This window comes from Kitasatospora sp. NPDC057198 (assembly GCF_042670125.1).
Lineage (GTDB): Bacteria > Actinomycetota > Actinomycetes > Streptomycetales > Streptomycetaceae > Kitasatospora.
The window spans coordinates 1-22,859 of the sequence record NZ_JBHUWH010000083.1 but is presented as its reverse complement, the minus strand read 5'-3'; the positions used below and the strand labels follow the sequence as shown (position 1 = coordinate 22,859).

General features: G+C 73.9%; 22 protein-coding genes. 5 read left to right on the top strand and 17 right to left on the bottom strand.

Annotated elements, in window-relative coordinates; genetic code table 11:
- Positions 1–173 precede the first annotated feature (173 nt).
- The 4 genes from ACFUEL_RS12950 to ACFUEL_RS12935 form a co-directional block, all read right to left on the bottom strand.
- Positions 174–773, bottom strand: a complete 600-nt coding sequence (locus ACFUEL_RS12950) for a hypothetical protein (RefSeq protein WP_380236197.1) — start codon at positions 771–773, stop codon at positions 174–176.
- Positions 774–783: 10 nt separating this feature from the next.
- Positions 784–1,992, bottom strand: a complete 1,209-nt coding sequence (mqnC, locus tag ACFUEL_RS12945; protein ID WP_380236195.1) for a cyclic dehypoxanthinyl futalosine synthase — start codon at positions 1,990–1,992, stop codon at positions 784–786.
- Positions 1,993–2,082: 90 nt separating this feature from the next.
- Entirely contained in the window at positions 2,083–3,657 is a 1,575-nt protein-coding gene (locus ACFUEL_RS12940) for a serine/threonine-protein kinase (RefSeq protein WP_380236194.1), read from the bottom strand.
- 84 nt (positions 3,658–3,741) lie between these two features.
- Positions 3,742–4,629 (bottom strand): menaquinone biosynthetic enzyme MqnA/MqnD family protein, encoded by an 888-nt coding sequence (locus ACFUEL_RS12935; RefSeq protein WP_380236193.1) that lies wholly within the window; start codon positions 4,627–4,629, stop codon positions 3,742–3,744.
- A 354-nt stretch (positions 4,630–4,983) separates the two neighbouring features.
- On the opposite strand from ACFUEL_RS12935, the gene ACFUEL_RS12930 reads away from it, so the two are divergent.
- Entirely contained in the window at positions 4,984–5,187 is a 204-nt protein-coding gene (locus ACFUEL_RS12930) for a cold-shock protein (protein ID WP_003998944.1), read from the top strand.
- Positions 5,188–5,387: 200 nt separating this feature from the next.
- Here the strand turns inward: ACFUEL_RS12930 and ACFUEL_RS12925 are convergent, their stop codons facing one another.
- Entirely contained in the window at positions 5,388–5,606 is a 219-nt protein-coding gene (locus ACFUEL_RS12925) for a hypothetical protein (RefSeq protein ID WP_380236192.1), read from the bottom strand.
- A gap of 63 nt (positions 5,607–5,669) precedes the next feature.
- The gene (locus tag ACFUEL_RS12920) at positions 5,670–7,001 is read right to left on the bottom strand and encodes a dicarboxylate/amino acid:cation symporter (RefSeq protein WP_380236191.1); all 1,332 of its coding nucleotides are present in this window, start codon (positions 6,999–7,001) and stop codon (positions 5,670–5,672) included.
- 422 nt (positions 7,002–7,423) lie between these two features.
- On the opposite strand from ACFUEL_RS12920, the gene ACFUEL_RS12915 reads away from it, so the two are divergent.
- Positions 7,424–8,617, top strand: coding sequence for an MFS transporter (locus tag ACFUEL_RS12915; RefSeq protein ID WP_380236190.1), 1,194 nt, complete (start codon positions 7,424–7,426; stop codon positions 8,615–8,617).
- A 10-nt stretch (positions 8,618–8,627) separates the two neighbouring features.
- Here ACFUEL_RS12915 and ACFUEL_RS12910 read toward each other — a convergent pair whose 3' ends face one another.
- Positions 8,628–9,068 (bottom strand): SMI1/KNR4 family protein, encoded by a 441-nt coding sequence (locus ACFUEL_RS12910; protein ID WP_380236189.1) that lies wholly within the window; start codon positions 9,066–9,068, stop codon positions 8,628–8,630.
- Positions 9,069–9,133: 65 nt separating this feature from the next.
- Between ACFUEL_RS12910 and ACFUEL_RS12905 the strand changes: the two genes are divergently transcribed.
- Positions 9,134–9,568 (top strand): GNAT family N-acetyltransferase, encoded by a 435-nt coding sequence (locus tag ACFUEL_RS12905; protein WP_380236187.1) that lies wholly within the window; start codon positions 9,134–9,136, stop codon positions 9,566–9,568.
- Positions 9,569–9,594: 26 nt separating this feature from the next.
- Here ACFUEL_RS12905 and ACFUEL_RS12900 read toward each other — a convergent pair whose 3' ends face one another.
- The 8 genes from ACFUEL_RS12900 to ACFUEL_RS12865 all read right to left on the bottom strand — a co-directional run bounded on the left by ACFUEL_RS12900 (position 9,595) and on the right by ACFUEL_RS12865 (position 17,328).
- Positions 9,595–10,620, bottom strand: a complete 1,026-nt coding sequence (locus ACFUEL_RS12900; protein WP_380236186.1) for a LacI family DNA-binding transcriptional regulator — start codon at positions 10,618–10,620, stop codon at positions 9,595–9,597.
- 6 nt (positions 10,621–10,626) lie between these two features.
- Complete coding sequence (locus ACFUEL_RS12895; protein WP_380236185.1) at positions 10,627–10,956, bottom strand: DUF4229 domain-containing protein; 330 nt, start codon at positions 10,954–10,956, stop codon at positions 10,627–10,629.
- Between the two features lie 83 nt (positions 10,957–11,039).
- Complete coding sequence (locus ACFUEL_RS12890) at positions 11,040–11,558, bottom strand: GNAT family N-acetyltransferase (protein WP_380236184.1); 519 nt, start codon at positions 11,556–11,558, stop codon at positions 11,040–11,042.
- Positions 11,559–11,868: 310 nt separating this feature from the next.
- The gene (locus ACFUEL_RS12885) at positions 11,869–13,188 is read right to left on the bottom strand and encodes an MFS transporter (protein ID WP_380236182.1); all 1,320 of its coding nucleotides are present in this window, start codon (positions 13,186–13,188) and stop codon (positions 11,869–11,871) included.
- A 108-nt stretch (positions 13,189–13,296) separates the two neighbouring features.
- Positions 13,297–14,571, bottom strand: a complete 1,275-nt coding sequence (locus ACFUEL_RS12880) for an MFS transporter (RefSeq protein ID WP_380236181.1) — start codon at positions 14,569–14,571, stop codon at positions 13,297–13,299.
- Positions 14,572–14,979: 408 nt separating this feature from the next.
- A complete protein-coding gene (locus ACFUEL_RS12875) occupies positions 14,980–15,447 on the bottom strand; it encodes an ATP-binding protein (RefSeq protein ID WP_380236180.1) in 468 nt (155 codons plus the stop codon).
- A 394-nt stretch (positions 15,448–15,841) separates the two neighbouring features.
- The gene (purU, locus tag ACFUEL_RS12870; protein WP_380236178.1) at positions 15,842–16,705 is read right to left on the bottom strand and encodes a formyltetrahydrofolate deformylase; all 864 of its coding nucleotides are present in this window, start codon (positions 16,703–16,705) and stop codon (positions 15,842–15,844) included.
- Between the two features lie 116 nt (positions 16,706–16,821).
- Positions 16,822–17,328 (bottom strand): hypothetical protein, encoded by a 507-nt coding sequence (locus tag ACFUEL_RS12865; protein ID WP_380236198.1) that lies wholly within the window; start codon positions 17,326–17,328, stop codon positions 16,822–16,824.
- 220 nt (positions 17,329–17,548) lie between these two features.
- Between ACFUEL_RS12865 and ACFUEL_RS12860 the strand changes: the two genes are divergently transcribed.
- The gene (locus tag ACFUEL_RS12860) at positions 17,549–18,838 is read left to right on the top strand and encodes an ABC transporter substrate-binding protein (RefSeq protein WP_380236177.1); all 1,290 of its coding nucleotides are present in this window, start codon (positions 17,549–17,551) and stop codon (positions 18,836–18,838) included.
- Between the two features lie 280 nt (positions 18,839–19,118).
- On the opposite strand, the gene ACFUEL_RS12855 is transcribed toward ACFUEL_RS12860, so the two are convergent.
- Positions 19,119–20,237 (bottom strand): hypothetical protein, encoded by a 1,119-nt coding sequence (locus tag ACFUEL_RS12855; RefSeq protein ID WP_380236176.1) that lies wholly within the window; start codon positions 20,235–20,237, stop codon positions 19,119–19,121.
- Between the two features lie 264 nt (positions 20,238–20,501).
- Positions 20,502–21,878 carry a transcriptional regulator gene (locus ACFUEL_RS12850; RefSeq protein WP_380236175.1) on the bottom strand — a complete coding sequence of 459 codons (1,377 nt, stop codon included), beginning with the start codon at positions 21,876–21,878 and terminating at the stop codon, positions 20,502–20,504.
- 255 nt (positions 21,879–22,133) lie between these two features.
- Here ACFUEL_RS12850 and ACFUEL_RS12845 point away from each other — a divergent pair, with 255 nt between their 5' ends.
- Complete coding sequence (locus tag ACFUEL_RS12845) at positions 22,134–22,838, top strand: bifunctional DNA primase/polymerase (RefSeq protein ID WP_380236174.1); 705 nt, start codon at positions 22,134–22,136, stop codon at positions 22,836–22,838.
- Positions 22,839–22,859: the final 21 nt, after the last annotated feature.

The following is a 22,859-nucleotide window of genomic DNA, read 5'->3' as shown; positions in this document are numbered from 1 at the left end:
GCGGGGCCGTGCTGCTGACGGCCGGAGCCCATCGAAGTGTCCGTGCTGCTGCGTGTCTGTGACAGAACCAGAAGCAGATGCGCGCCACGGCAGTGAACCGCCAGCAGACCCGGCCTCGCCGTTCCCCGAGCCCCTGGTGGTGCTCTCCCGCCGTTCTTCCCGAGCCCCTGCCTTCACCTGCTCCGGTACAGCAGCCGCCCGTCCAGCACCGTCGCGAGGCAGGCCGCCCCTCCCCCGTCCAGTTCCTCCAGCGCCTCGGCCGCGAACACGGCGAAGTCCGCCGCCCCGCCGACCGTCAACGGCCGGTGCAGGGCGGCGCCCAGGGTGCCCCCCGCGAGGGGGTCGAGGGGCCCGGGGCCGGTGTCCGGGCCGGGGAGGTGGCGCAGGCCGGAGCGGGCGACCGCGGTGCGCACCGGGGCCCGGCCGAGCGGGCCGGCCAGGGCCGTCGCGCCGTGGCCGAGGAGCCGTTGCAGTCCGCGCCGGGCGCTGCCGCCCCGCTGTTCGTCCGTCAGGTCGCCGTCGGGCAGCAGCGGAAGGTCGCCGCGCTCCTCCCGGGGGTCCGGGTGGTAGGCGGTCTCCAGGAGCCACGTCGCGTGCCGGTTGAGCAGTCCGGGCACCAGCACCCCGGGCCACTCCCGCACCCGCCCCGGCCCGTCCGCGAGTTCCGCGGCGGAGCCGATCGCGGCGACGGTCGCGCCGTCGACCAGCACCGCCCCGTCCTCGATCATCTCGGTGCCGGTGTGCAGCAGCCGGGCCCGGTGCAGGGTCAGCACGCCGGTGTCGTCAGTTCGTCGCGAGGATGGTCAACTCGGGGTGCGCGGTGCCGCCTTCGATCGCGGTGGAGGCGATGTGCGAGGCGACCCGCGGGTCGACCGGGTCGTTGGCCGGGTCGTCGAGGACGCGCAGGTGCTGGTAGGTGGTGGAGCGCTGGGCGGGCACCCGGCCGGCGGTGCGGATCAGGTGGATGAGTTCGTGCAGGTTGGAGCGGTGCTTGGCGCCGGCCGCCGAGACGACGTTCTCCTCCAGCATGACCGAGCCGAGGTCGTCCGCGCCGTAGTGCAGGGAGAGCTGGCCGGCCTCCTTGCCGGTGGTGAGCCAGGAGCCCTGGATGTGGGCGACGTTGTCGAGGAAGAGCCGGGCGATGGCGATCATCCGCAGGTACTCGAAGACCGTGGCCTGGGTCGAGCCCTTCAGGTGGTTGTTCTGCGGCTGGTAGGTGTAGGGGATGAACGCCCGGAAGCCGCCGGTGCGGTCCTGCACGTCCCGGATCATCCGCAGGTGCTCGATCCGCTCGGCGTTGGTCTCGCCGGTGCCCATCAGCATGGTGGAGGTGGACTCGACGCCGAGGCGGTGCGCGGTCTCCATGATCTCCAGCCAGCGCTCGCCGGACTCCTTCAGCGGGGCGATCGCCTTGCGCGGCCGCTCCGGCAGCAGTTCGGCGCCGGCGCCCGCGAACGAGTCGAGGCCGGCCGCGTGGATGCGGGTGATCGCCTCCTCCACCGGGACGCCGGAGATCTTCGCCATGTGCTCGACCTCGGAGGCGCCCAGCGAGTGGATCACCAGCTGCGGGAACTCGGCCTTGATCGCGGCGAAGTTCTTCTCGTAGTACTCGACGCCGTAGTCGGGGTGGTGGCCGCCCTGGAACATGATCTGGGTGCCGCCGAGCTCGACGGTCTCCGCGCAGCGGCGCAGGATCTCGTCCAGGTCGCGCGACCAGCCCTTCTCGCTCTTCGGCGGCACGTAGAACGCGCAGAACTTGCACGCCGTGACGCAGACGTTGGTGTAGTTGATGTTCCGCTCGATGATGTACGTCGCGATGTGCTCGACGCCCGCGTACCGCCGCCGGCGCACCGCGTCGGCCGCCGAGCCGAGCGCGTGCAGCGGCGCCGACCGGTACAGCTCCAGCGCCTCCTCGGCGGTGATCCGGCCGCCCTCGGCCGCACGGTCCAGCACGCCCTGCAACTGGGTCGCGGAAAGGTTCTGCTCGGACACCTGGCGGGCCTGCTTTCTTCATCGGAGGGACGACCGGTTCAGCCTACGCCAGCACATTTCGGGCCCACCGCAGGCCCGTTCCGCGCCGCCTCACTGCTTGACCAGGTCGCCTTCCGGGTCGGAGCCGAGCGGGGCCCCGGAGACCGCCAGGTGCAGGCCGCCGCTGCCGTTCAGGGTGTACGTCTGCTTCTCGGGGACGCCGGTGCAGGCGCTGTCGGTGCCGTCGGGGCGCTCCTGGAGCAGGACTTGGCCGTCCCGCACCGAGAGCAGGGTGAGCACGCCCCGGCAGACGGTGCTGTCGATCGCCGAGGCGTTGCTGGTGCGCCCGACCTGGTCGCCGACCCCGCCTGCGGTGAAGGTCACGGTGAAGGTGGACGCCAGCGGGACGATCTTGGTGGTGATGGTGCCCTTGAAGGTGCCCACGAACGCCTCGGGCAGCGCCGTCCCGTCCCCCTGCACCGGCGTCCCCGCCCCGCTCGGGCTCGCACCGGCACTGGCGCCGGCACTCGGACTCGGGCTTGGACTCGGGCTCGGCGTCCCGGTGGCCGCGTCCTGCCCCGGCGAGGACGGGGGCGAGGCGCTCGGCCCGGGGCCGGCCTGCGTCCAGGGCAGGTTGCCGGTGGCGGCCAGTCCGCCGTACAGCGCGCCGACCAGCACCAGTGCGGCGGTGGCGGCCGTCATCCAGGGCCTCCAGCCGCGCCGTTCCCTCCTCCGCCCGCCGTCCAGCACGGTCGGTGCCCGGTCCGCGACGAGGGCGCGGCTCGGCCCGCTGTCGCCCTCCAGGTCGAGGAGTTCGACGGCGGCGCGGCCGACCGCGGCGGCCAGCGGGCCGGGCAGCCAGCCCTCGGGGGCGCTCGCGGCGGCGGGTTCGAGCCGGGCGCGCAGTTCGGCGGGGGTGGGGCGGCGGGCCGGGTCCTTGGCGAGGCAGGCGGTGACGACGTCCAGCAGTTCGCCGTCCAGGCCGTCGAGCGCGGGTTCCTCGTGCAGGACGCGGTAGAGCAGGACGGCGGCGCTGACGCCCTCGCCGAACGGGGCGGTGCCGGTGGCGGCGAAGGCCAGCAGCGCGCCGAGCGAGAAGACGTCGCCGGCCGGTCCGGTGGGTGAGCCGGCGGCCTGCTCGGGCGACATGAAGCCGGGCGAGCCGACCACGTAGCCGCTGTGGGTGAGGGTGGTGGCGGCGTCCAGTGCGCGGGTCACGCCGAAGTCGATCAGCCGGGGGCCGTCGAGGGCGAGCAGCACGTTGGACGGTTTGACGTCCCGGTGCACCAGGCCGAGCGCGTGCACCTGTTCCAGGGCCTCGGCGAGCCGGGCGCCGAGGGCGTGCACGGAGGGGGCGGGGAGCGGCCCGGCGGTGCGGACGGCCTCGCCGAGCGAGGGGCCGGCGACGTAGCCGGTGGCGACCCAGGGGCGGGGGCCCTCGGTGTCGGCGTCCAGCACGGGGGCGGTCCAGCGGCCGCCGACCCGCCGGGCGGCGGCCACCTCCTGGCGGAACCTGGCCCGGAACTCGGGGTCGTCGGCCAGTTCGGAGCGCACCGCCTTGACCGCGACGGTCCGCCCGCCGGCGGTCCGGCCCAGGTAGACCCGTCCCATGCCGCCGGCGCCGAGGCGGCGCAGCAGCCGGTAGTCGCCGATCGTGGTCGGATCGTCGGCCGTCAGCAGTTCCATGCCCGTCCCCCCTCGTCGGCCGTTCGGACGTCCCGGCCGGTCCGATCATCCCAGGACGACCGCCGGCCGGGAACGGCGAATCGCTCAGACCACGGCGGGCGCGGTCTCCAGCAGCCGGATCGGCACGTCGGGGGCGAAGCCGCTGTCGTGCGCGACCCGGCGGGCGAACTCGGCGATGCCGGCCAGTTGGCGCTCGCCGAGCGAGAAGTCGAGCGCCCGGGAGAAGTAGGTCTCCAGCAGCGGGGCGTCGAACTCCTCCCAGCGGGCGGCCTGCTCGGCGACCTTTCCGGCCTCGGCCAGCGAGAGGTCGCGGGACTCCAGGAAGGCCCGGTGGACGGCGGCGGTCAGCGCGGGCTGCCGCTCGGCGTACTCGCGGCGGGCGGCCCAGACGGCGAAGACGAACGGCAGCCCGGTCCACTCCTTCCACATCGCGCCGAGGTCGTGCACGGCCAGCCCCTGCCGGGGGGCCTGCTCCAGCGAGGCGCGCAGCGCGGGGTCGCCGATCAGGACGGCGGCGTCGGCGTCGGCGAGCATCGCGTCCAGGTCGGGCGGGCAGGAGAAGTACTCGGGGCGGACGCCTTCGCGCTCCTCCAGCAGCAGCCGGGCCAGCCGGACGGAGGTGCGGCTGGTCGAGCCGAGGGCGACGCGCCGGCCGTCCAGTTCGGCCAGCGGGCGCTTGCTGACGATCACGCAGGACATCACCGGGCCGTCGCTGCCGACCGCGATGTCGGGGAGCACCACCAGTTCGGACGCGTTGCGCAGGTACTCCACGCAGGTGATCGGGCCGATGTCGAGGCCGCCGGCCACCAGCCGGTCGCTGAGCTTCTCCGGGGTGTCCTTGCTGAGGTCGAGGTCGAGCAGGTTCCCGGTGCGCGCGAGGCCCCAGTAGAGGGGCAGGCAGTTGAGGAACTGAATATGGCCGACCCTCGGCCTGACCGCGCTCTCCGTCCGTCCGCCGTCGCTACCGCTCACCGTGTGCTCCCTTGCCGTTGGTGCTCTCCCGGCAGGGTATGCCCGCTGATTGGGACGGTCCGCATCCGGTGTCCGACACACCGTCCGACACCGTTGTTCACCCCTGGTCGGGGCAGCCACCGCGTGCTACCGTTCCCCTCAGTTGCAGTTTGATTCCCCTTGCAGTACTTGGAGCCTGCGGAGCATGTAACCGCAGGCTTTTTGTAATTTTTCAGCAGTATCAGGCGTCAATTGAGTATTGATTGAAGCACTGTGCGAAAAACTCCGGACTCGTCCGGAGGCGGGGCGATCAGCGCAGCGGACCCGGGCGCCACAAGGTGTGGCGTCCACAACGTCCCTCGCAAGGAGAACGGTATGGCGACCGGAACCGTCAAGTGGTTCAACGCCGAAAAGGGCTTCGGCTTCATCGCCCAGGAGGGCGGCGGCCCCGACGTCTTCGTCCACTACTCCGCCATCAACGCGAGCGGTTTCCGCTCGCTGGAGGAGAACCAGGCGGTCAGCTTCGACGTCACCCAGGGCCCGAAGGGCCCGCAGGCGGAGAACGTCACCCCCGTCTGAGGCGCGATCTCCAATTGATCGCTCACGGCCCGTCGGGTCCGTACGAGTAGCAGTTCCCAAGGAGGCCCGCCCCGGCGGGCCTCCTGCCTTTATCGCCGCGTATTCCCGATTACCACCGTCACCGCCCCATTCCCCCGGTTGCGCCCGCTTTTCCCCCGCCGACCGCCACGCCCGCCACGCCCGCCGCCGGGACGCCCGCTTCAGGACCGGGAGGTGTTCAACCGCGGCCCGAACGGCTCCGGCAGCCCGAACGGCTCCCCGAACGGCTCCGGCAGCTCGATCAGCTCCCCGAAGGGCAGCGGCCCGACCGCCCTGGTACACCCGGGCGCGCCCGGCTCGGAGAACAGCGTGCAGGCCCGGTCCTGCCGGTCGATCAGCAGGTACAGCGCCGCCCCGTACTCGGCGTGCCGGCGCTTCACCCCGACGTGCGAAGGCCCGCACCCTCCCGAGGTGCGGGCCTTCTCGTGCGCGGGGCGGGCCGGTCAGGCGGCCACGGGCTCCGCCGCGGCCTGGGCCGGGACGGTGGCCGGCCGGTCCTCGGCGAGGAGGTCGCCGGTGGGGTTGTTGTAGGCGGTGAGGTCGAGGGTCTTCTCGCGGGCGGAGACCAGGATCGGGACGACGACCTGGCCGGCCACGTTGGTGGCGGTGCGCATCATGTCGAGGATCGGGTCGATCGCCAGCAGCAGGCCGACGCCCTCCAGCGGGAGGCCCAGGGTGGAGAGGGTCAGGGTGAGCATCACGATCGCGCCGGTGAGGCCGGCGGTGGCCGCGGAGCCGATCACCGAGACGAAGGCGATCAGCAGGTAGTCCTTGATGCCGAGGTCGATGCCGTACACCTGGGCGACGAAGATCGCGGCGAGCGACGGGTAGATCGCGGCGCAGCCGTCCATCTTGGTGGTCGCGCCGAACGGGACGGCGAACGAGGCGTACTCGGACGGGACGCCGAGGCGCTCGGTGACCCGGCGGGTGACCGGCAGGGTGCCGACCGAGGAGCGGGAGACGAAGGCGAGCTGGATCGCGGGCCAGGCGCCCTTGAAGAAGTTCAGCGGGTTGAGGCCGGCCACGAAGCGCAGCAGCAGCGAGTAGACGCCGAACAGGACGATCGCGCAGCCGGCGTAGACGTCGACGGTCAGCGTGGAGAAGGGCTTGAGCAGGTCCCAGCCGTACTCGGCGACGGACTTGCCGATCAGGCCGAGGGTGCCGAGCGGGGCGAGCCGGATCACCCACCACAGGGCGGTCTGGACGAGTTCGAGGACGCTCTCGGAGAGCTGGCGGACCGGGGCGGCCTTGTCGCCGAGCTTGAGCAGGGCCGCGCCGACGACCACGCCGAGGAAGACGATCTGGAGGACGTTCACCTTCAGGAAGGCGTCGGCGATGTTGGTCGGGACGATGCCGGTCAGGAAGTCGACCCAGCTGCCGCCCTTGGCGACGCCCTTGACGCCCTCGGTGGAGATGTTCGCGCCCTTGCCGGGGTCGGTGAGCAGGCCGAGGCCGAGGCCGACGGCGACCGCGATCAGCGAGGTGGCGAGGAACCAGAACAGGGTGCGGGCGGCGAGGCGGGCGGCGTTGGTGACGTTCCGCAGGTTGGCGACCGAGACGATGATCGCGGTGAAGACCAGCGGCGGGACGGCCAGCTTGAGCAGCTGGACGAAGGTCTTGCCGATGGTGTCGAGGGTGGTCTTCAGCCAGGACACGTCGCCGGACCGGGCGATCCAGCCGAGCAGCAGGCCGAGGACGAGGCCGCCGACGATCTGGACCCAGAAGGGGGTGCGGCGGAGGCGTCCCAGCAGGGTGGGCGCGGGCGCGGTGGACATGGGTGTGCGTCTCCGGGGGGGGTGGTGGAGCAGGCGGGAGGGGGAGGGGCGGAGGCGGCGGCACGGCGGACGCGGGGGCCGGGCGGGGAGGCCCGGCGCCGACACTCGGGGTGTCGGTGCGTCAGGAGCGGCGTGCCGCCCGCATACAGCCGCCGGAGCGACAGCGGCGCGGGCCGTCCACGGCACCGGGCAGACGCGGGCAGCGCGGCACGAGCGGGGTGCTCGTCCCGGCCTGGCGCGCGGCGTCTGCGGTGGTCATGCGCAGCACATTAGCAACAAACCTTTGAGATGTTCAAAGTACTTGTTTGAGATCGTTGCCGAACGACCCGCCCCTGACGGGCCATCAGCCCGACCAGCGGCTTTGACGCTCTTCGGGTTATACGTATAACTTGAAGGGACACCACGCCGCCGGAAGGACGCCCATGGGCTACGCCGCACTGCTCCGCGCCCCGCACGTCACCCGGCTGCTGCTCGGCACCCTGCTCGGCCGGCTCCCGGCCGGCATGACCGCCCTGGTCGTCGCGCTCGCCCTGCGCGAGGCCGGCGCCCCCTACAGCCGGATCGGCCTGGCCACCGCCGCGTACGCGATCGCCGCCGCCGTCGGCGGGCCCGTCCTCGGCCGGATCGTCGACCTCACCGGGCAGCCCCGCGTCCTGCTCGCCTCCGCCGCACTGGCCGGCACCGGCTACGCCCTGCTCGCCCTCGCCCCCGGCTCCGCCCTCGCCGCCCCGCTCGGCGCCGCCGTCGCCGGCCTGTGCATGCCCCCGCTGGAGCCCTGCCTGCGCTCGCTGTGGCCCGACGTCGTCCCCGAGGAGCAGCTCGACACCGCGTACGCCTTCGACTCCGCCTCCCAGCAGGTGCTGTACGTGGCCGGGCCGCTCGCCGTCGCCGGGATCGCCGGGGCGCTCTCCCCCACCGCCGCGCTGTGGACCGCCGCCGTGCTCGGCCTGCTCGGCGCCCTGGTGGTGGCCGGCTCCGCGCCCGCCCGCGCCTGGCAGGCCCCGCCGCGCGCGGCCTCCGCCGGGCTGCTCGGGCCGCTGCGCTCCCCCGGGCTGGTCCTGCTGCTGCTCGGCCTGGCCGGCGCCGGCTGGGCGGTCGGCGCGCAGAACGTGCTGTTCATCGCGTACGCCGAGCAGCACCCCGGCGGCCTGCCCGGCGGCGCCGGGACACTGCTCGCGCTGGCCGCCCTGGCCGGGCTGCTCGGCGCCCTGGCCTACGGCACCACCCGCTGGCGGGCCGACACCGCGACCCGCACCTGGGTGCTCGCCCTCGGCATGGCCGCCTGCTACCTGCCGCTGCTGCTCCTGCCCGGCCCCTGGCCGATGGCCGCCCTGGCCTTCGTCTCCGGCCTGGGCCTGGCCCCGCTGCTGGCCGCCGCGTTCGTGCTGGTCGCCGAGCTCGCCCCGACCGGCACCGTCACCGAGGCGTTCGCCTGGCTGGTCACCCTGTTCGCCAGCGGCAACGCGGCCGGCTACGCGGTCTCCGGCGCCCTGGTCGACACCTCCCTGCACGCCGTCGCCCTGTGCGCCGCCGGCGGCGCCGCCCTCGGCGGCCTGCTGCTGCTCGCCACCCGCACCCGGCTGCGCCCGCCCGCGCCCGTGCTCGTCCCCGCCTGACCCGGCCCGCTCAGCCCTCGCGCCACCAGTCGCCGCCGCCCTCGGTCAGCGCCCGCCGCAGGTAGTCCTCCAGCCGGTAGCAGACCAGGGTGCGGCTGTCCGTCTCGTGGTCCCAGACGAACACCTCCTCGCGCTCGGGCGTGCGCGGGCAGCCGAACAGGTCGCCGCCGGGGCCGCTGCCGAAGAACAGCAGCGGCTCGAACGGCATGTACAGCCGGGCGAGGGACGGGTCGGCGCGCAGCTGCGCGTTCTCCCGGGCGATCCGCTCCGCGCCCCACACCACCTCCAGGGAGGCGTCCTCGCCGACCCCGCCGCACTCCCGCAGCAGCTCCGCCAGGCCGCGCGGCAGCCGCTGCCCGAGCACCCGCTCGGCCTCCGCGAGCTCCTCCGGCCCGGCGGGGGCGCCGAGCACCGCGTCCGCCGGGATCCCTGCGATCAGTTCACGCCACATCCCCCCAGTCTCCCCGACCGGAAAGCGCTCGCCCGCACCCCCGCCCGCCTGCTTGGATGCGCCGCATGACCAGTTTCGAGCTGCCCACCGGGTACTGCGTCTCCACCGACCCCGCCCGCCTCGACCGGGCGGCCGTGCACCGCTGGCTCGCCGAGGACGCCTACTGGGCCCTCGGCCGACCGCGCGAGAAGCAGGACCTGGCGATCGACCACTCGCTCAACTTCGGCCTGTACGAGGAGAGTTCCGGCGAGCAGGTCGGCTACGCCCGGGTGGTCACCGACCGGGCCACCTTCGCCTGGCTGTGCGACGTGTTCATCGCCCCCGGGGCCCGCGGCAAGGGCCTGGGCACCGCGCTGACCGCCGCCGTCCGCGACGAACTCGCCGCCCTCGGCCTGCGCCGCCTGCTGCTCGCCACCCGGGACGCGCACGAGGTGTACGCCAGGGTCGGGTTCGCGCCGCTGGCGCTGCCGGAGAAGTGGATGGTCCTCGGCGAGCAGTGAGGCGGACGGGCGGCTCGGACCGCCGCTCAGACCGCCGCGGTGGACCGGCGCACCACCAGCGTGGTCGCCAACGGGGGCACCGGGGCCGGGAGTTCGCCGTCCAGCAGGGCGGTCAGCCGGGCCAGCCCGGCCCGGCCCAGCTCCTCGCCGGGCAGGTCGACCGTGGTCAGCGGCGGGCTGAGCAGCTCCGCCACCGGGATGTTGTCCATGCCGACCACCGAGAGGTCCGCCGGGATCCGCAGCCCCAGCTCCGCCGCCGCCCGGTACAGCCCGGACGCCACCACGTCGTCGTCGCACACCACCGCGCCCGGCCGCCCGGGGCCGGCCAGCAGCTCCAGGGCCGCCCGCTCCGCCTCCCGGCTGCCCTCGTTCAGGCCCACCGCCAGCTCCCGCACCTCCAGGTGCGCCGAGGCCGCCGCGAACGCCGCCTGCCGCACCCGGAAGGTGTGCGCCGAGTGCACCGAGCGCAGGTAGCCGATCCGCCGGTGGCCCAGCCCCACCAGGTGGTCGACCGCCGCCCGCATGCCCGCCGCCAGGTCCAGCTCCACCGTCGGACGGCCCGGGTGGGCCGCCGGGTCGGCGTCCAGGAACACCGCCGGGGTGTCCGCCGGCAGCTCGCCCACCTGCTTGTCGTCCGGCGAGCAGACCAGCAGCCCGTCGAACCGCCCGGCCGCCGCCGCCTCGGCCAGCTCCGCCGCGTCCCACCCGCTGGAGACCACCACCGACAGGCCGTGCCGGGCCGCCTCCCCGTGCACCCCGGTCAGCACCCGGCCGAAGAACGGCCCCAGCAGGTTCGGCACCGCCAGCAGCACCATCCCGCTGCGGCCCAGCCGCAACTGCCGGCCGGCGGCCTGCGGACGGTAGCCCAGCTCCCGGGCCGCGGCGTGGATCCGCTCCCGGGTCGCCTCCGAGACCCGGTGCCCGGAGCTGCCGGAGAACACCAGCGAGACCGTCGCCTGCGAGACCCCCGCCAGCCGGGCCACGTCACGCCCGGTCGGACGCCGCCGCGGGCCGTCGCCGGGCCGGTCCTCGCCGAAGGGGCTGTCCGCCAACGCCGGTCAGCCGGCCTGCGCCTGCTGGGCCGCGGCCGCCCGGGCCGCGTCGTCCGCCGCGTCCTCGGCCGAGTCGCGCGCCACCGCGCGGGTCTTGCGGGCTTCGATCCGCTCGGCGATCTGCGCCGACATCTCGTCGCGCTGCTTGCTCAGCGCCACGTAGCTGATCGCCGAGGACGCCACCGCCGCCAGCGCGAACAGGATCAGCAGGCCCAGCGAACCCACCACCGGGATCACCTTGAAGTGCCCCAGCAGCAGCGCGACCAGCAGACAGGCCAGGAAGATGCTCGCCCGCAGCGAGGTGTAACGGAGCGTGGCGTGGTTCTTGCTGCTCACCGGGATCGTCCTTCGCTGCCGGGTCGCGCCGGCGGGCGCGCGGGGGTACTAGGCCCTCCCAGTGAAGCACGACCTCACACCGCTCAGGCGCGCAGGTCGAGCCACATCGTCACGTCGTCCCGGTCGTCACCCGGGGCGACCCGGATCGCCCCCGGCACCCGGCCCACCTCCACGTACCCGCTGCGCCCGTAGAACTTCTCCAGCCCGTGCCCGCCGCGCAGGGTCAGCTTCAGCCCCGCCAGCCCCCACCCCCGGGCCACCCGCTCCGCCTCCGCCAGCAACTGCGCCCCGTAGCCCCGGCCCTGGAAGCCCGGGTGCACCATCACCCGCTTCAGCATCCGCCAGTGGTCCATCAGCCCGAACCGCATGTCCTCGAAGAACACCACCGCGACGGCCCGCCCGCCCGGCTCGAACCCCACCAGCAGCCGGTCCGGCCCGAGCGCCCCGAACTGCCGCTCCGCGACCGGCCGCACCTCCGCCACCTCCACCGGCGGCACGAACCCCACCGCGCCCCCGGCGTTGGACACCTCCGTCCACAACGCGGTGATCTCCTCCCGCAACGCGGGGGTCAGCTCGGGGTCCAGCACGAATCGCAAACTCATGCGCCAAAGCCTAGGCAGACGATCCGGAGGGCAAAACCAGGGGCCCGGGGAACGGCGGGGCCGTGCTGCGCATGGGCCCCGTCAGGGGCCCGGGGAACGGCGGGTCCGTGCTGCGCATGGGCCCCGTCAGGGGCCCGGGGAACGGCGGGGCCGTGCTGCTGGCGGCCGGAGCCCATCGAAGTGTCCGTGCTGCTGCGTGTAGTGAACGGAACCAGAAGCAGCCGCGCGCTCCGGCAGTGAACCGTCAGCAGCCACGGGCTCGCCGTTCCCCGAGCCCCTGGCGGGGGCTCTCGCCGTCCTTCCCGAGCCCCTAGCGGGGGCTCTCGCCGTTCTTCCCGAGTCCCTGGCGGCGAAGCCCTGCGCAGCAGACCACCGCGACCGCGCACAGCGCTCCCGCCGCGTACCAGGTCGCGTCGTAGTCGCCGAAGCTGTCGCGGGCCAGCCCCGCCAGCCCCGCCACGGCGGCCGCGCCGACCTGGTGGGCGGCGAGGACCCAGCCGAAGACGATCGGGGCGTCGGCGCCGAAGTGGCGGCGGCAGAGGGCGACGGTGGGCGGGACGGTGGCGACCCAGTCGAGGCCGTAGAAGACCACGAAGGCGAGGATCGGCGGCCGCAGGCTCCCCCCGAGGAGGGCGGGCAGGAAGAGCAGCGAGAGTCCGCGCAGCGCGTAGTAGGTGATCAGCAGCCGGACGGGGTCGAAGCGGTCGGTGAACCAGCCGCTGGCGATCGTCCCGGCGACGTCGAACAGGCCGATCAGGGCGAGCAACGAGGCGCCGGTGGTGACGGGCATGCCGTGGTCGTGGGCGGCGGGGATGAAGTGGGTGCCGATCAGGCCGACGGTGGTGGCGCCGCAGATCGCGAAGGACCCGGCGAGCAGCCAGAACGCCCGCCGTCCGGTCGCCTGCCGCAGGACCCGCAGCGAGCGGGCCACGGCCGAGCCGTCGGTGTCCGGCGGCGGCGGGGCGGTGCGCGCGCCGTACGGCAACTGCCCGACGTCGGCGGGCCGTTCGCGCATCAGCAGCAGGACGGGGACGGCCACCGCGGTAGCGCAGAGCGAGACCAGCACGACCGCGGTGCGCCAGCCGTGCCGTTCGACGAGGGCGGCCAGCAGCGGCATGAAGACCAGGTTCCCGGCGGCTCCGGCGGCGGTGAGCAGGCCGGTGACCAGGCCCTGGCGGGCCTCGAACCAGCGTCCGGAGATGGTGGTGGCGAAGGCGCCGGCCATCGAGCCGCTGCCGAGGCCGACCAGGACGCCCCAGCACAGGACGAGTTGCCAGGGGCTGGTCATCAGGATGGTGAGGCCGGCGCCGGTGGAGATGGTGAGCAGCGCGCAGACCACCACCGGCCGGACGCCGAAGCGGTCCATCAGGGCGGCGGCGAACGGCGCGGTGAGGCCGTAGAGGGCGAGGTTGACGGAGACCGCGCTGGAGACGGTGGCGCGCGACCAGCCGAACTCGTTGTGCAGGGGGTCCATCAGCAGGCTGGGCGTGGAGCGGAAACCGGCCGAGCCGACCAGCACCAGCAGCGAGACGCCGACCACGATCCAGCCGTAGTGGACGCGGGGGGCGCGGCGGGGCGGGCCGCCGGCCGGGTCGGCGGCGGGGGCGGGGGCGAGTTCCAGTTCCTTCACCCGCCCGAGTCTCCCGGCCCGCCCCGCCCGGCCACGACGGCTCCGGCTGCCACGTGTGCCCGATTTCCGGTCATCCGGGGTGCCGTCCGGGCGGCGGCCCGGCCCGGTTCAGTGCCCGGCGGCGACCGGCCCGCCGTCGGGGACCCTGCGCAGGTTGCGGATCGGCGGGCTGAGCAGCAGCGCGGTGGCGGTGCCGAGGGTGACGAGGCCGCCGATCAGGTAGACCTGGGTGGTGCCGAGCAGGTTGACGGCCGGGCCGGCCAGGGCCGAGCCGAGCGGGAACATGCAGACGGAGCCGGCGACTTCGTACGCGTGGATCCGGTTGAGCACCTCGCCGGGGACCTGGGTCTGCACGCTGGTGGCCCACATGACGCCCCAGAAGCTGATGCCGATGCCGGAGACCAGTTGGGCGGTGCCGAGCAGCGGCCAGGGCAGGCCGGCCGCGAAGGCGAACTGCTGGACGGCGAACAGGAACAGGGCGGTGGCGCCGGCGGCCAGCGGGCGGACCGGCTTGACCCGGATGGCGAGGACGCCGCCGATGACGGTGCCCGCGCCGAGCATGCTGTTGATGACGCCGTAGACGACGACGCCGTCGCGCTTGGCGATGTCGCCGACCACCACGGGGGCGAGCGGGCCCCAGGAGAGCACGGTGAAGGCCATCCAGATCAGGATGACGCCCCACATCCAGCTGCGGGACCAGAACTCGTGCCAGCCCCCCACCAGGTTGCGCCACAGGCTGTCGCCGGGCGGCGGGGCGGGGACGGGGCCGAGCCGCAGGACGAGCAGGCAGGAGGCGCTGACCGCGTACATCACGCCGGCGAGCACCATCACCCAGCCGGTGGAGAGGGTGATCAGCGCGGCGGCCAGCGAGGGCCCGGCCAGGGCGGTCAGCGCCTCGGAGATCCGCAGCACGCCGTTGGCGCCCTGCACGTCGGTGGAGACCAGCGGGACGGTGGAGGCGGCGCCGGGCTGGAACATCGCGGCGGCGGTGCCGGCCAGTGCGAGCAGCAGGTAGAGCTGCCAGAGCTGGTCGAAGCCGTGGAAGAAGAGCACCGCGAGCAGCACCCGGGTGACGAGGTTGAGCAGGTCCGCGAAGATCATCAGCCGTCGGGCGGTGAACCGGTCGGCGAGCACCCCGCCGAACAGCACCAGTCCGGCGAACGGGCCGAGCAGGAAGGCCATCGCGAAGCCGACCTCGGAGGTCTTGTAGCCGGCCGTCACCAGGCCGGCCGAGACGGCGACGGGGAGCATCGCGTCGCTGAGCAGCCCGGCGGTGCGGGCGGTGAAGTAGAGCCGGAAGTTGCCCGACCAGATGGCGGGCGGTTTCGCCGTGCTGACCTGCGGGGTGGGGGCGGTCTTCAGTTCGGGTGCGGTCACGCACATCAGTTTTGGTGTAGACCACTGCTGGTTTCCAGCGATTTTGGGTCACGATGCGGAGTCCGTTCCTCCGGCTGCGGAGCGGCGGCCCGCCGTGCGCGCCCCGAGCACGGCACGGCGGCCCGCCGCCCGGTCGGCGTCCGGGCCCTGAAGCCGTGACGCCCGGCGGCCCGATTTCGCCGAGGTTCCGGACGGGGTCGGCCAACGACCCCCTGAATGTCGGCACCGCCCGGTCTCCCTCGGCGTCCCCTCGCAACGGGCGCCGCACCCAAGAGTGATCAGTCGGATACGTCACGTCAATGGGTTGTCCGAAATTCAGACCGGTCTTCCGAGGCGTGGACAGCGCGTGACCGGCGCACGACCGCGGATCAACGGGCCTCCGCCCACCGGATCACCGGGCCCCCGCCCACCGGTTCAGCGGGCCGAGGCCACCGGGGCCGCCGGCTGCGCCGCCAGCGCGCAGGGCGCTCCGGCCGGGTCGCCGATCTCGCACCACACCCGCTTGCCGGAACCGTCCGGGTACCAGCCCCAGCGTTCGCAGAGCAGCTCGACCAGCTCCAGGCCGCGCCCGTTGGTGGCGTCCTCGTCGGCCCCGGCGTGCCGGGGCGCGGGGGCGGCGCCGCTGGTGTCGGCGACCTCCACCCGGAGCGCGGCCGGTGCGGCGGCGGGGTCGACCGGCAGCAGCAGCCGGAGCACCGCCGGGCGGCCGGTGTGCACCACCGCGTTGGTGACCAGCTCGGAGACCACCAGCACCAGCGTCTCGGCCACCGCGGCGTCCGGGTCGATCCCGCCGGCCCGCAACCGGTCCCGGACCCACCGCCGCGCCCGTGACACCTCCGCCGGGTCCGCCTGGACCGCCAGCTGTACCTGGAGTACCTGCACCGCTCCACCACCCGCACTAGGTATTCGGCCCGCTTGATCCCGCCGGTCCGGTCGGCCGCTCGAGGCGGGGGTCACCGACCTGGACTGCCCATGGCATCGACACGAATACGCCCCAGAATGATTCCGCGACCGGGTCACAGCAAGAGCTTCGGGCATATTCCAGCGTTCGGGGGACGGCTCGGTGCATACTGTCCCGCTCACCCTGCCGGGGTTCGCACGACCGGTCGGCGGCACCGCCCTCGCGGGTACCCAAGACCGTACCGCCGACGGCGCCCGGACGCCGGGCCGCCACGAGCGAACCACCCTTCCTACAAATGTCCACCGGCACTCGAACGCCGTTGGCGGGAAAGGGCGCTGAGCGCCCGTCGGCGGCGCCCCGCCGGGTGCGGGCGGATCAGGCGAACACCACGGTGCGCGAGCCGTTCAGCAGCACCCGGCGCTCGCTGTGCCACTTCACCGCGCGGGCCAGCGCCTGGCACTCGACGTCCCGGCCGAGCGCCACCAGCTGCTCGGGGGTGACGTCGTGGGTGACCCGGGCGACCTCCTGCTCGATGATCGGGCCCTCGTCCAGGTCGGCGGTCACGTAGTGCGCGGTGGCACCGATCAGCTTCACGCCGCGGGCGTGCGCCTGGTGGTACGGCTTGGCGCCCTTGAAGCTCGGCAGGAAGGAGTGGTGGATGTTGATGACCCGGCCGGACAGCGCCTTGCACAGGTCGTCCGAGAGCACCTGCATGTAGCGGGCCAGCACCACCAGGTCGACCCCCAGTTCGGCGACCAGGTCCAGCAGCCGACCCTCGGCCTCGGCCTTGGTGTCCCGGGTCACCGGGAGGTGGTGGAAGGCGATGCCGTACGACTCGGTCAGCTCGCGGAAGTCGGTGTGGTTGGAGACCACGCCGACGATCTCCACCGGCAGCGCCCCGATCCGGGTGCGGAACAGCAGGTCGTTCAGGCAGTGGCCGAACTTGGAGACCATCAGCAGCACCCGCATCCGCTCCGCGGAGGCGTGGATCTGCCACTGCATCCGGAACGAGTCGCCGATCGCCGAGAAGCTCGCCCGGAGCTTCTCCGCCGTCACCGGCTCCTCCGCGGAGAAGTGCACCCGCATGAAGAACAGGCCGGTGCCGGCGTCGCCGAACTGCTGGCTGTCGATGATGTTGCAACCCGTCATGAACAGGTAGCTGGAGACCGCGTGCACGATGCCCTGCTTGTCGGGGCAGGACAGCGTCAGGACGTACTGGGAGCGGGCGGTCTCTTCCATGTCGGGGCACCGTTTCTCGGTTCGGGTGGCGGCGGACAACGGCCCAGCCTGGCACAGATCGCACCGGACCGGGGCCCGCTGCCCGCAACCCGAGACTCCCCGGGCCCGCGCACCGCTCAACCGCGGGCGGTCAGTCGCCCCAGTTCGGCCGTCGTCCGCGGCGGCAGGTCCGGGTCCTCGCCGTCGTTGACGGCCAGCCGGCAGTGCGCCTCGCGGGCCGCCCGCACCGCCTCCGGCCAGTCCGGGTGGCCCAGGTACGCCGCGGCCGGGGCGTCCGGGCCGACCCGGTGCAGGATCCGCAGCACCCGCAGCACCGCGCCGTCCACCGCGACCGCCTCCGCGGAGTCCCGGAAGACCGAGCCCACGTACTTCTCCGCCGACCAGCGGTCCAGCCAGCTGTCCTCCACCAGCCGGTACACGGCGTCGGTGACGTCCCCGTACCCGGCGGGGCCGTCCAGCCAGGCCGTCCGCTGGAACACCGGGTCGGAGAACATGTGCAGCGCCGAGCGGATCCGGGCCCGCCAGCGCCACCAGGGCAGATCACTCAGGGGCATGCCGCCCATCGTGCTGGAGCGGGCACCCGTTCGAGAAGCGTTTCGGGCAGACCGGTGCGGAGAATCCATGCTGTCGGACACGGGAGTCGATCGTACGTTCCCGACCCGGCCCGTCTCTACACGCGTCACGGCCGGGCCACGCTCCGTTTTCCTCCCCCGTTGGCGATCCGTTCACATCGCGTCCCTCTCTGCGTGCCCGGTGACGACCACCCTTGATCCGCCGAGCCTGCGCAACGGAGCACGGGACGACCCACAGCAGCAGCACCCCCGCCCGGGAGGAAGAAGCGCCATGACGCGGAACGGAACCCCCCACCCGCTACCCGCCGTCAGTGGACGACGCCGCGCGGCCACCGTCCTCGCGGCCTCCGCCGCGGTCCTGCCCGCCGTGCTCTCCGCCTCCGCCTGCGGCGGACCCGCCGCCGCCGACGCCGCCGGCCAGGACGTCACCGTCATGACCTGGGCCCCGTCCGGCACCGGAGCCGCCGACCGCCCCGGCATGACCGCCCTCGCCGAGGCCGTCGGCCGCGAACTCAACGCCCAGGGCGGCCTGGCCGGCCACAAGGTCCGCATCCTCACCTGCAACGAGCACGACACCACCGACGGCGCCACCGCCTGCGCCGACCAGGCCGTCAGCGCCCGCGCCGTCGCCGTGGTCGGCTCCGCCAGCCAGTACGGCAGCAACTTCATGCCGATCCTCGAACAGGCCGGCATCCCGTTCATCGGCGGCTACGGCCTCTCCGGCCCCGAGTTCAGCAGCCCGCTCTCCTACCCCGTCAACGGCGGCCTGCTCGCCCTGGTCGCGGGCAGCGGACGCCAGCTCGTCGAGGCCGGCTGCAAGCAGATAGCGCTGATCCGCCCCGACACCCGGGCCGGCGACGCCCTGGTCAACTCCCTCGACGGCGCCGTCAAGACGAACGGCGTCAAGGTCGTCGACGTCAAGGCCCCCGAGAAGTCCAACGACTACTCCCCGTACGCCCGCCGGGCCATCGGCGACGACAAGCCCGGCAACTGCGTGCTCTCCGCGCTCGGCGCCGAACCCACCGCCAACCTGCTCGACCCGTACCGCCGCGCTGCCCCCAGGAACACCCAGCTCGCCTCCGTCATCGGCTCCTTCCAGCAGTCCGTGGTCGACTCCACCGGCGGCGACAACGGCCCGCTGCGCGGCGCGTACGCCACCGGCTGGTTCCCCGTCGAGTCCTCCCCCGTCTGGGACGACCTGCGCGCCACCGCCCGCACCTACGGCAACGGCGCCACCATCGACGTCGCCGACCCCGGCGTGCAGACCACCTGGGTCGCCTACGAGGTGCTCCGCCAGGCCGCCGGACGGATCGACAAGAGCAAGCCGATCACCGCGAAGGCCCTCCAGGTCGTCCTCGACAGCGGCGACCCGATCGACACCGCCGGCACCACCCCGCCCCTCAACTGGGGCATCACCAACATGCTCCCCAGCGCCGACTCCCCCCGCCTGGTGAACACCTCCGTCACCTTCCAGCAGGTCCAGAACGGCCGCCTGGTCGCCCAGCACCAGGGCTTCACCGACATCCGCTGGGTCCTCACCAACGGCAAGCCCCCGGCGTAACCACTGCTGCGCGCCGGACGCTGCGAAGGCAGGCACGCGGGGAAAACTGCTGCGCGCCAGACGCTGCGAAGGCAGGGGCGCGGGGAACTGCGCGGCCAACCGAGCACGCACAGCCGGATCGCGACGCAGGATGATCACTTGCACTATCCCGCGGTCTTGCTGACGTTCACCTCCCCCTCCGCGCAGTTCCCCGCGCCCCCGGTGGTGCAACCTCAGCTCGCGCAGCGGTTCTCCCCGCCGCCCCTGCCTTCGCCTCCGTGAGCGCGCGGCAGCGCCCTGCTCAGAGCTCTCCGGCGCTCTTGTTCGGCAGCCCCGTCTTCGTCGCGATCACGCCCCACAGCTCCGCCGCCTGCTTCTTCGCCGTGGTGGCCGTGCCGCTCGCCGAGTCGCCGTTGCGGAGGTGATCGTTGTCCTTGGACTTGGCCGGGTCGCAGCCCGCCGCCAGGTCGCCGGCCCACAGGGCGTACTCGCTGTCGGCGGTGGCGGACGCCTGCCACGCCTGCTGGAGCTGGGCGACCAGCTTCGCGCCGTCGGCGAGCTGGTCGACCTTCAGGGCGCCGAGCTTGGTGAGCAGCTCCTGGCGCTGGGCCGCGGCGGCGGTGAGCGCGGCCTGCGAGTCGGGGAGGTTCTGGCACTTGCCGACCGCGCCCACCGCGTTGACCACCGAGGTGCGGCTGGCGCTGGCGGTGCCGAGGAGGTCGGACATGGCCTGCGCCTGGGCCTTCATCTCGGGGCTGACCGCGGCGTTGCCGCTGTTGGTGGTGGGGGCGACGCTCTGGCCGGCCGTGGTGCCGCCCTTCGCGGTGCCCTTGTCCTTCTTGTCGTCGCCGCCGCTGGCCAGTACGCCGATCAGGATCGCGACCACCGCGACGCCGGCCACGCCCGCGCCGATCAGCACCTTGGGGTTGCGCTTGCGGCCGCCGTCCGCGCCCTGCGGCTGGTGGCCGTCGTAGGCCGGCGCGGGGGCGTACCCCTGCTGCGGGGCACCGTAGCCGGTGCCGCCGCCGTAGGTCGGCTGCTGGGCGTAGGGGGCGGCCTGCGGCGGCTGGGGCGGCTGCGGCTGCTGCGGGAAGCCGGGCTGGGCGGCACCGCCGACGGCCGGGCCGCCGGCGGGGTAGGGCGGGAGGTACTGGGTGGCGCCCTCGTCGGCCTGCGGGGCCGCCGCGGCCTGCTGCTGGGGCGTGCCCCAGTACTCGGGGCTGCCGCTCTGGCCGAGCGGCGGCGCGGACTGCTGCTGGGGGACGGGGGCCTGCGGCGGTGCGGGCTGCTGCGGCTGGGCGTACGGGGGCTGCCCGGCGGCCTGCGCCGGAGCGGCCTGGCCGTCCGCGGCGGGCTCCGGGCGGAACAGGTCGTCCAGATTGAAGTCGCCGGAGTTGGGGTACGAGCGGCGCTGGCTCAACGCGATTCCTCACCTGTGCACGGCACCGGGATCCCGGGCCTCTCGGTTGCACCGCCGGTTTGCTGACGACGGGCCACAACTGCGAGGCCACGGTACCCGTTCACCGGCACAGGTGACTACGCGGGCCGCTGTTCTGTGCTATTGCTTCACGTTCCCGCGTCCGCTAGGACGCGGGAACCGTCCGAACGCGGCCCGGGGCCGCCCCAGGACACCTCAGGCCGCCTCAGGACCGTCCAGGACGCCTCAGAACCGCCTCAGGACATCTCAGGCCGCCTCACCGTCCATCCGGGCGTGGAACTCGCGCACGGCGCGGTGGCCCCGGTACGGCTCCAGCCGGGTGCGGAAGTCGTCGAGGTACTCGACGCCGCGGTTGGAGCGCAGCCCGCTGAGCAGCCGGACGGCCTCGGTGCCGGTCTCGCAGGCGCGTTCCAGGTCCCGTTGCTGGAGTTGGGCGGTGGCCAGCAGGACGAGGTCGACGGCGCGACGGCGGACCCGGTGCGCGGGGTGCAGTTCGAGCGCGGTGCGGGCGTAGTGCTCGGCCCGCTCGCCCTGCTGCAGGTCCCGGTGGCAGTGCGCCAACTCGTCGGCGAGGTACGCCTCGTCGAAGTGGACGATCCAGTCGGGGTCGTCGGCGGGGTTGCGGCGCTCCATCGCGGCGAGCGCCTTGGCGGCGACGTTCTCGCAGGCGTACGCGTCGCCGAGCAGGGCGTGGCCGCGGGCCTCGGCGGCGTAGAACATCGCCATCGCGGTGGGGGTGGCCACGCTGCGGGCGCCCTCCTGGGCGGCGCGGGCGAGTTGGGCGATCTCCCGGGGGTTGCCGAGGGTCGCGGCGAGGTGGCTCATCGAGGCGGCGAGCACGTAGCCGCCGTAGCCGCGGTCGTCGGCGGCCTGGGCGAGGCGCAGCGCCTGGATGTAGTACCGCTGGGCGAGGCCGGGTTGGCCGGTGTCGACCGCCATGTAGCCGGCCAGTTCGGTCAGCCGGGCGACGGCGCCGAAGAGTTGACGGCCCGTCTCGTCGCGGTAGGAGCCGCCGAGGAAGCCGGAGACCACGCTGTTGAGGTAGTGCACCACGACCGGGCGGACGTGGCCGCTGCCGAAGCGGTGGTCGAGGTCGACCAGCATCTGGGTGGTGGCCCGGATCGCCGCGACGTCGGCCAGGCCGACCCGGGTGCCGCCGGTGCGGGCGACCACCGGGTCCGGCGGGGTGATCAGCCAGTCCCGGCTGGGTTCGACCAGCGCGGAGGCGGCGACGGTGGTGCCGGCCAGGAAGTCCCGCTTGCCGACGTCGCTGCGCCACAGCTCGCAGATCTGTTCCAGCGCGGCGCCCAGGCTGGGCGCGAACTGGAGGCCGACGGCGGAGCTGAGGCTCTTGCCGTCGGCCATGCCGATCTCGTCCACGGTCACGCCGCGGCCGAGCTTGCGGCCGAGCGCCTCGGCGATCACCGCGGGCGCCTGCCCGCGGGGTTGTTGCCCGCGCAGCCAGCGGGCGACGGAGGTCTTGTCGTAGCGAAGGTCCAGTCCGTGTTCTGCTCCGCAGAGGTTGACCCGGCGGGCGAGGCCCGCATTGGAGCAGCCCGCCTCCTGGATCAGCTGCTGCAGACGCTCGTTCGGCTCTCGTGCGACGAGTGGTCTCGCGGCCATGGGATTTTTCCGCCTCCCCAACGCCGTCCGGACCCGACCGGAGGGCGACGACTGTGCAACACCATGCGGAATACCCACGGTGACGTACCCACTCCCCACGCGCCCGGGTGAATGCCTCCGTGCGCCCCCACTGCGCCCGTTACCGCCCCTGCTCGGCCGACCGGTTCCGACCAGGATCACCGTCCCGGGTGACATCGCGCGCCCCGTTCGAAGCGTTCGGCGCCGGGCCGTAACCCGCACTCACGGACGGTAGTTGTGCAGCACGTGGACAACACCCCGGGAGCCCCCGAACAGAACCTGCCGCCGCTGCTGATCGAAGCCGTCCGCTACGCCGAGGACCGGCACTGGGAGGTCGCGCCGGGCACCTGGCTGCTCGACGGCGACGGCCCGGCCCGCTGCTCGTGCGGCGAGGAGCGCTGCGCGCTCCCCGGCGCGCACCCCCTCGGCGCGGACTGGCGGCGCAGGGCGAGCGCGGGCCCCGGGGTGGTCCGCAAGTGGTGGACGGAGAACCCGGAGGCGTCGATCCTGCTGCCCACCGGCCGGTCCTTCGACGTGCTGGACGTGCCGGAGGTGGCGGGCTGCCTGGCACTGGCCCGGATGGAGCGGATGGGACTGCAGCTGGGCCCGGTGGTGGCGGTCCCGGCCTCGCCGGGGCGCACCGGGCGGCGGCTGCACTTCCTGGTGCTGCCCGGGGTGGTCGACAAGCTGCCGGACATGCTCCGGCAGATCGGCTGGTCGCCGGAGCGGCTGGACCTGGTGGCCCGCGGCGAGGGCGACTGGGTGGTGGCCCCGCCCTCCCGGGTCGGCGGGTACGCCTCGGCGCAGTGGGCCCGGCCGCCGTCCGCGCTGAACCGCTGGCTGCCGGACGCGGTGGAGCTGGTCAGCCCGCTGGCCTACGCCTGCGGGCGCGAGGCGTCGGCCCCGCGCCCCGTGCAGCGCCCGGCGGCCGCCGTGCGCTGACCTCCCGAGCGTGCCCCCGGC

Bases quoted from the DNA above. Each gene is read 5' to 3' on its own strand.
- ACFUEL_RS12940 (WP_380236194.1), bottom strand. From the start codon at position 3,657: ATGGAACTGCTGACGGCCGACGATCCGACCACGATCGGCGACTACCGG.
- ACFUEL_RS12930 (WP_003998944.1), top strand. From the start codon at position 4,984: ATGGCGACCGGAACCGTCAAGTGGTTCAACGCCGAAAAGGGCTTCGGC.
- ACFUEL_RS12920 (WP_380236191.1), bottom strand. From the start codon at position 7,001: ATGTCCACCGCGCCCGCGCCCACCCTGCTGGGACGCCTCCGCCGCACC.
- ACFUEL_RS12915 (WP_380236190.1), top strand. From the start codon at position 7,424: ATGGGCTACGCCGCACTGCTCCGCGCCCCGCACGTCACCCGGCTGCTG.
- ACFUEL_RS12910 (WP_380236189.1), bottom strand. From the start codon at position 9,068: ATGTGGCGTGAACTGATCGCAGGGATCCCGGCGGACGCGGTGCTCGGC.
- ACFUEL_RS12905 (WP_380236187.1), top strand. From the start codon at position 9,134: ATGACCAGTTTCGAGCTGCCCACCGGGTACTGCGTCTCCACCGACCCC.
- ACFUEL_RS12890 (WP_380236184.1), bottom strand. From the start codon at position 11,558: ATGAGTTTGCGATTCGTGCTGGACCCCGAGCTGACCCCCGCGTTGCGG.
- ACFUEL_RS12880 (WP_380236181.1), bottom strand. From the start codon at position 14,571: ATGTGCGTGACCGCACCCGAACTGAAGACCGCCCCCACCCCGCAGGTC.
- purU (WP_380236178.1), bottom strand. From the start codon at position 16,705: ATGGAAGAGACCGCCCGCTCCCAGTACGTCCTGACGCTGTCCTGCCCC.
- ACFUEL_RS12865 (WP_380236198.1), bottom strand. From the start codon at position 17,328: ATGGATTCTCCGCACCGGTCTGCCCGAAACGCTTCTCGAACGGGTGCC.
- ACFUEL_RS12860 (WP_380236177.1), top strand. From the start codon at position 17,549: ATGACGCGGAACGGAACCCCCCACCCGCTACCCGCCGTCAGTGGACGA.
- ACFUEL_RS12850 (WP_380236175.1), bottom strand. From the start codon at position 21,878: ATGGCCGCGAGACCACTCGTCGCACGAGAGCCGAACGAGCGTCTGCAG.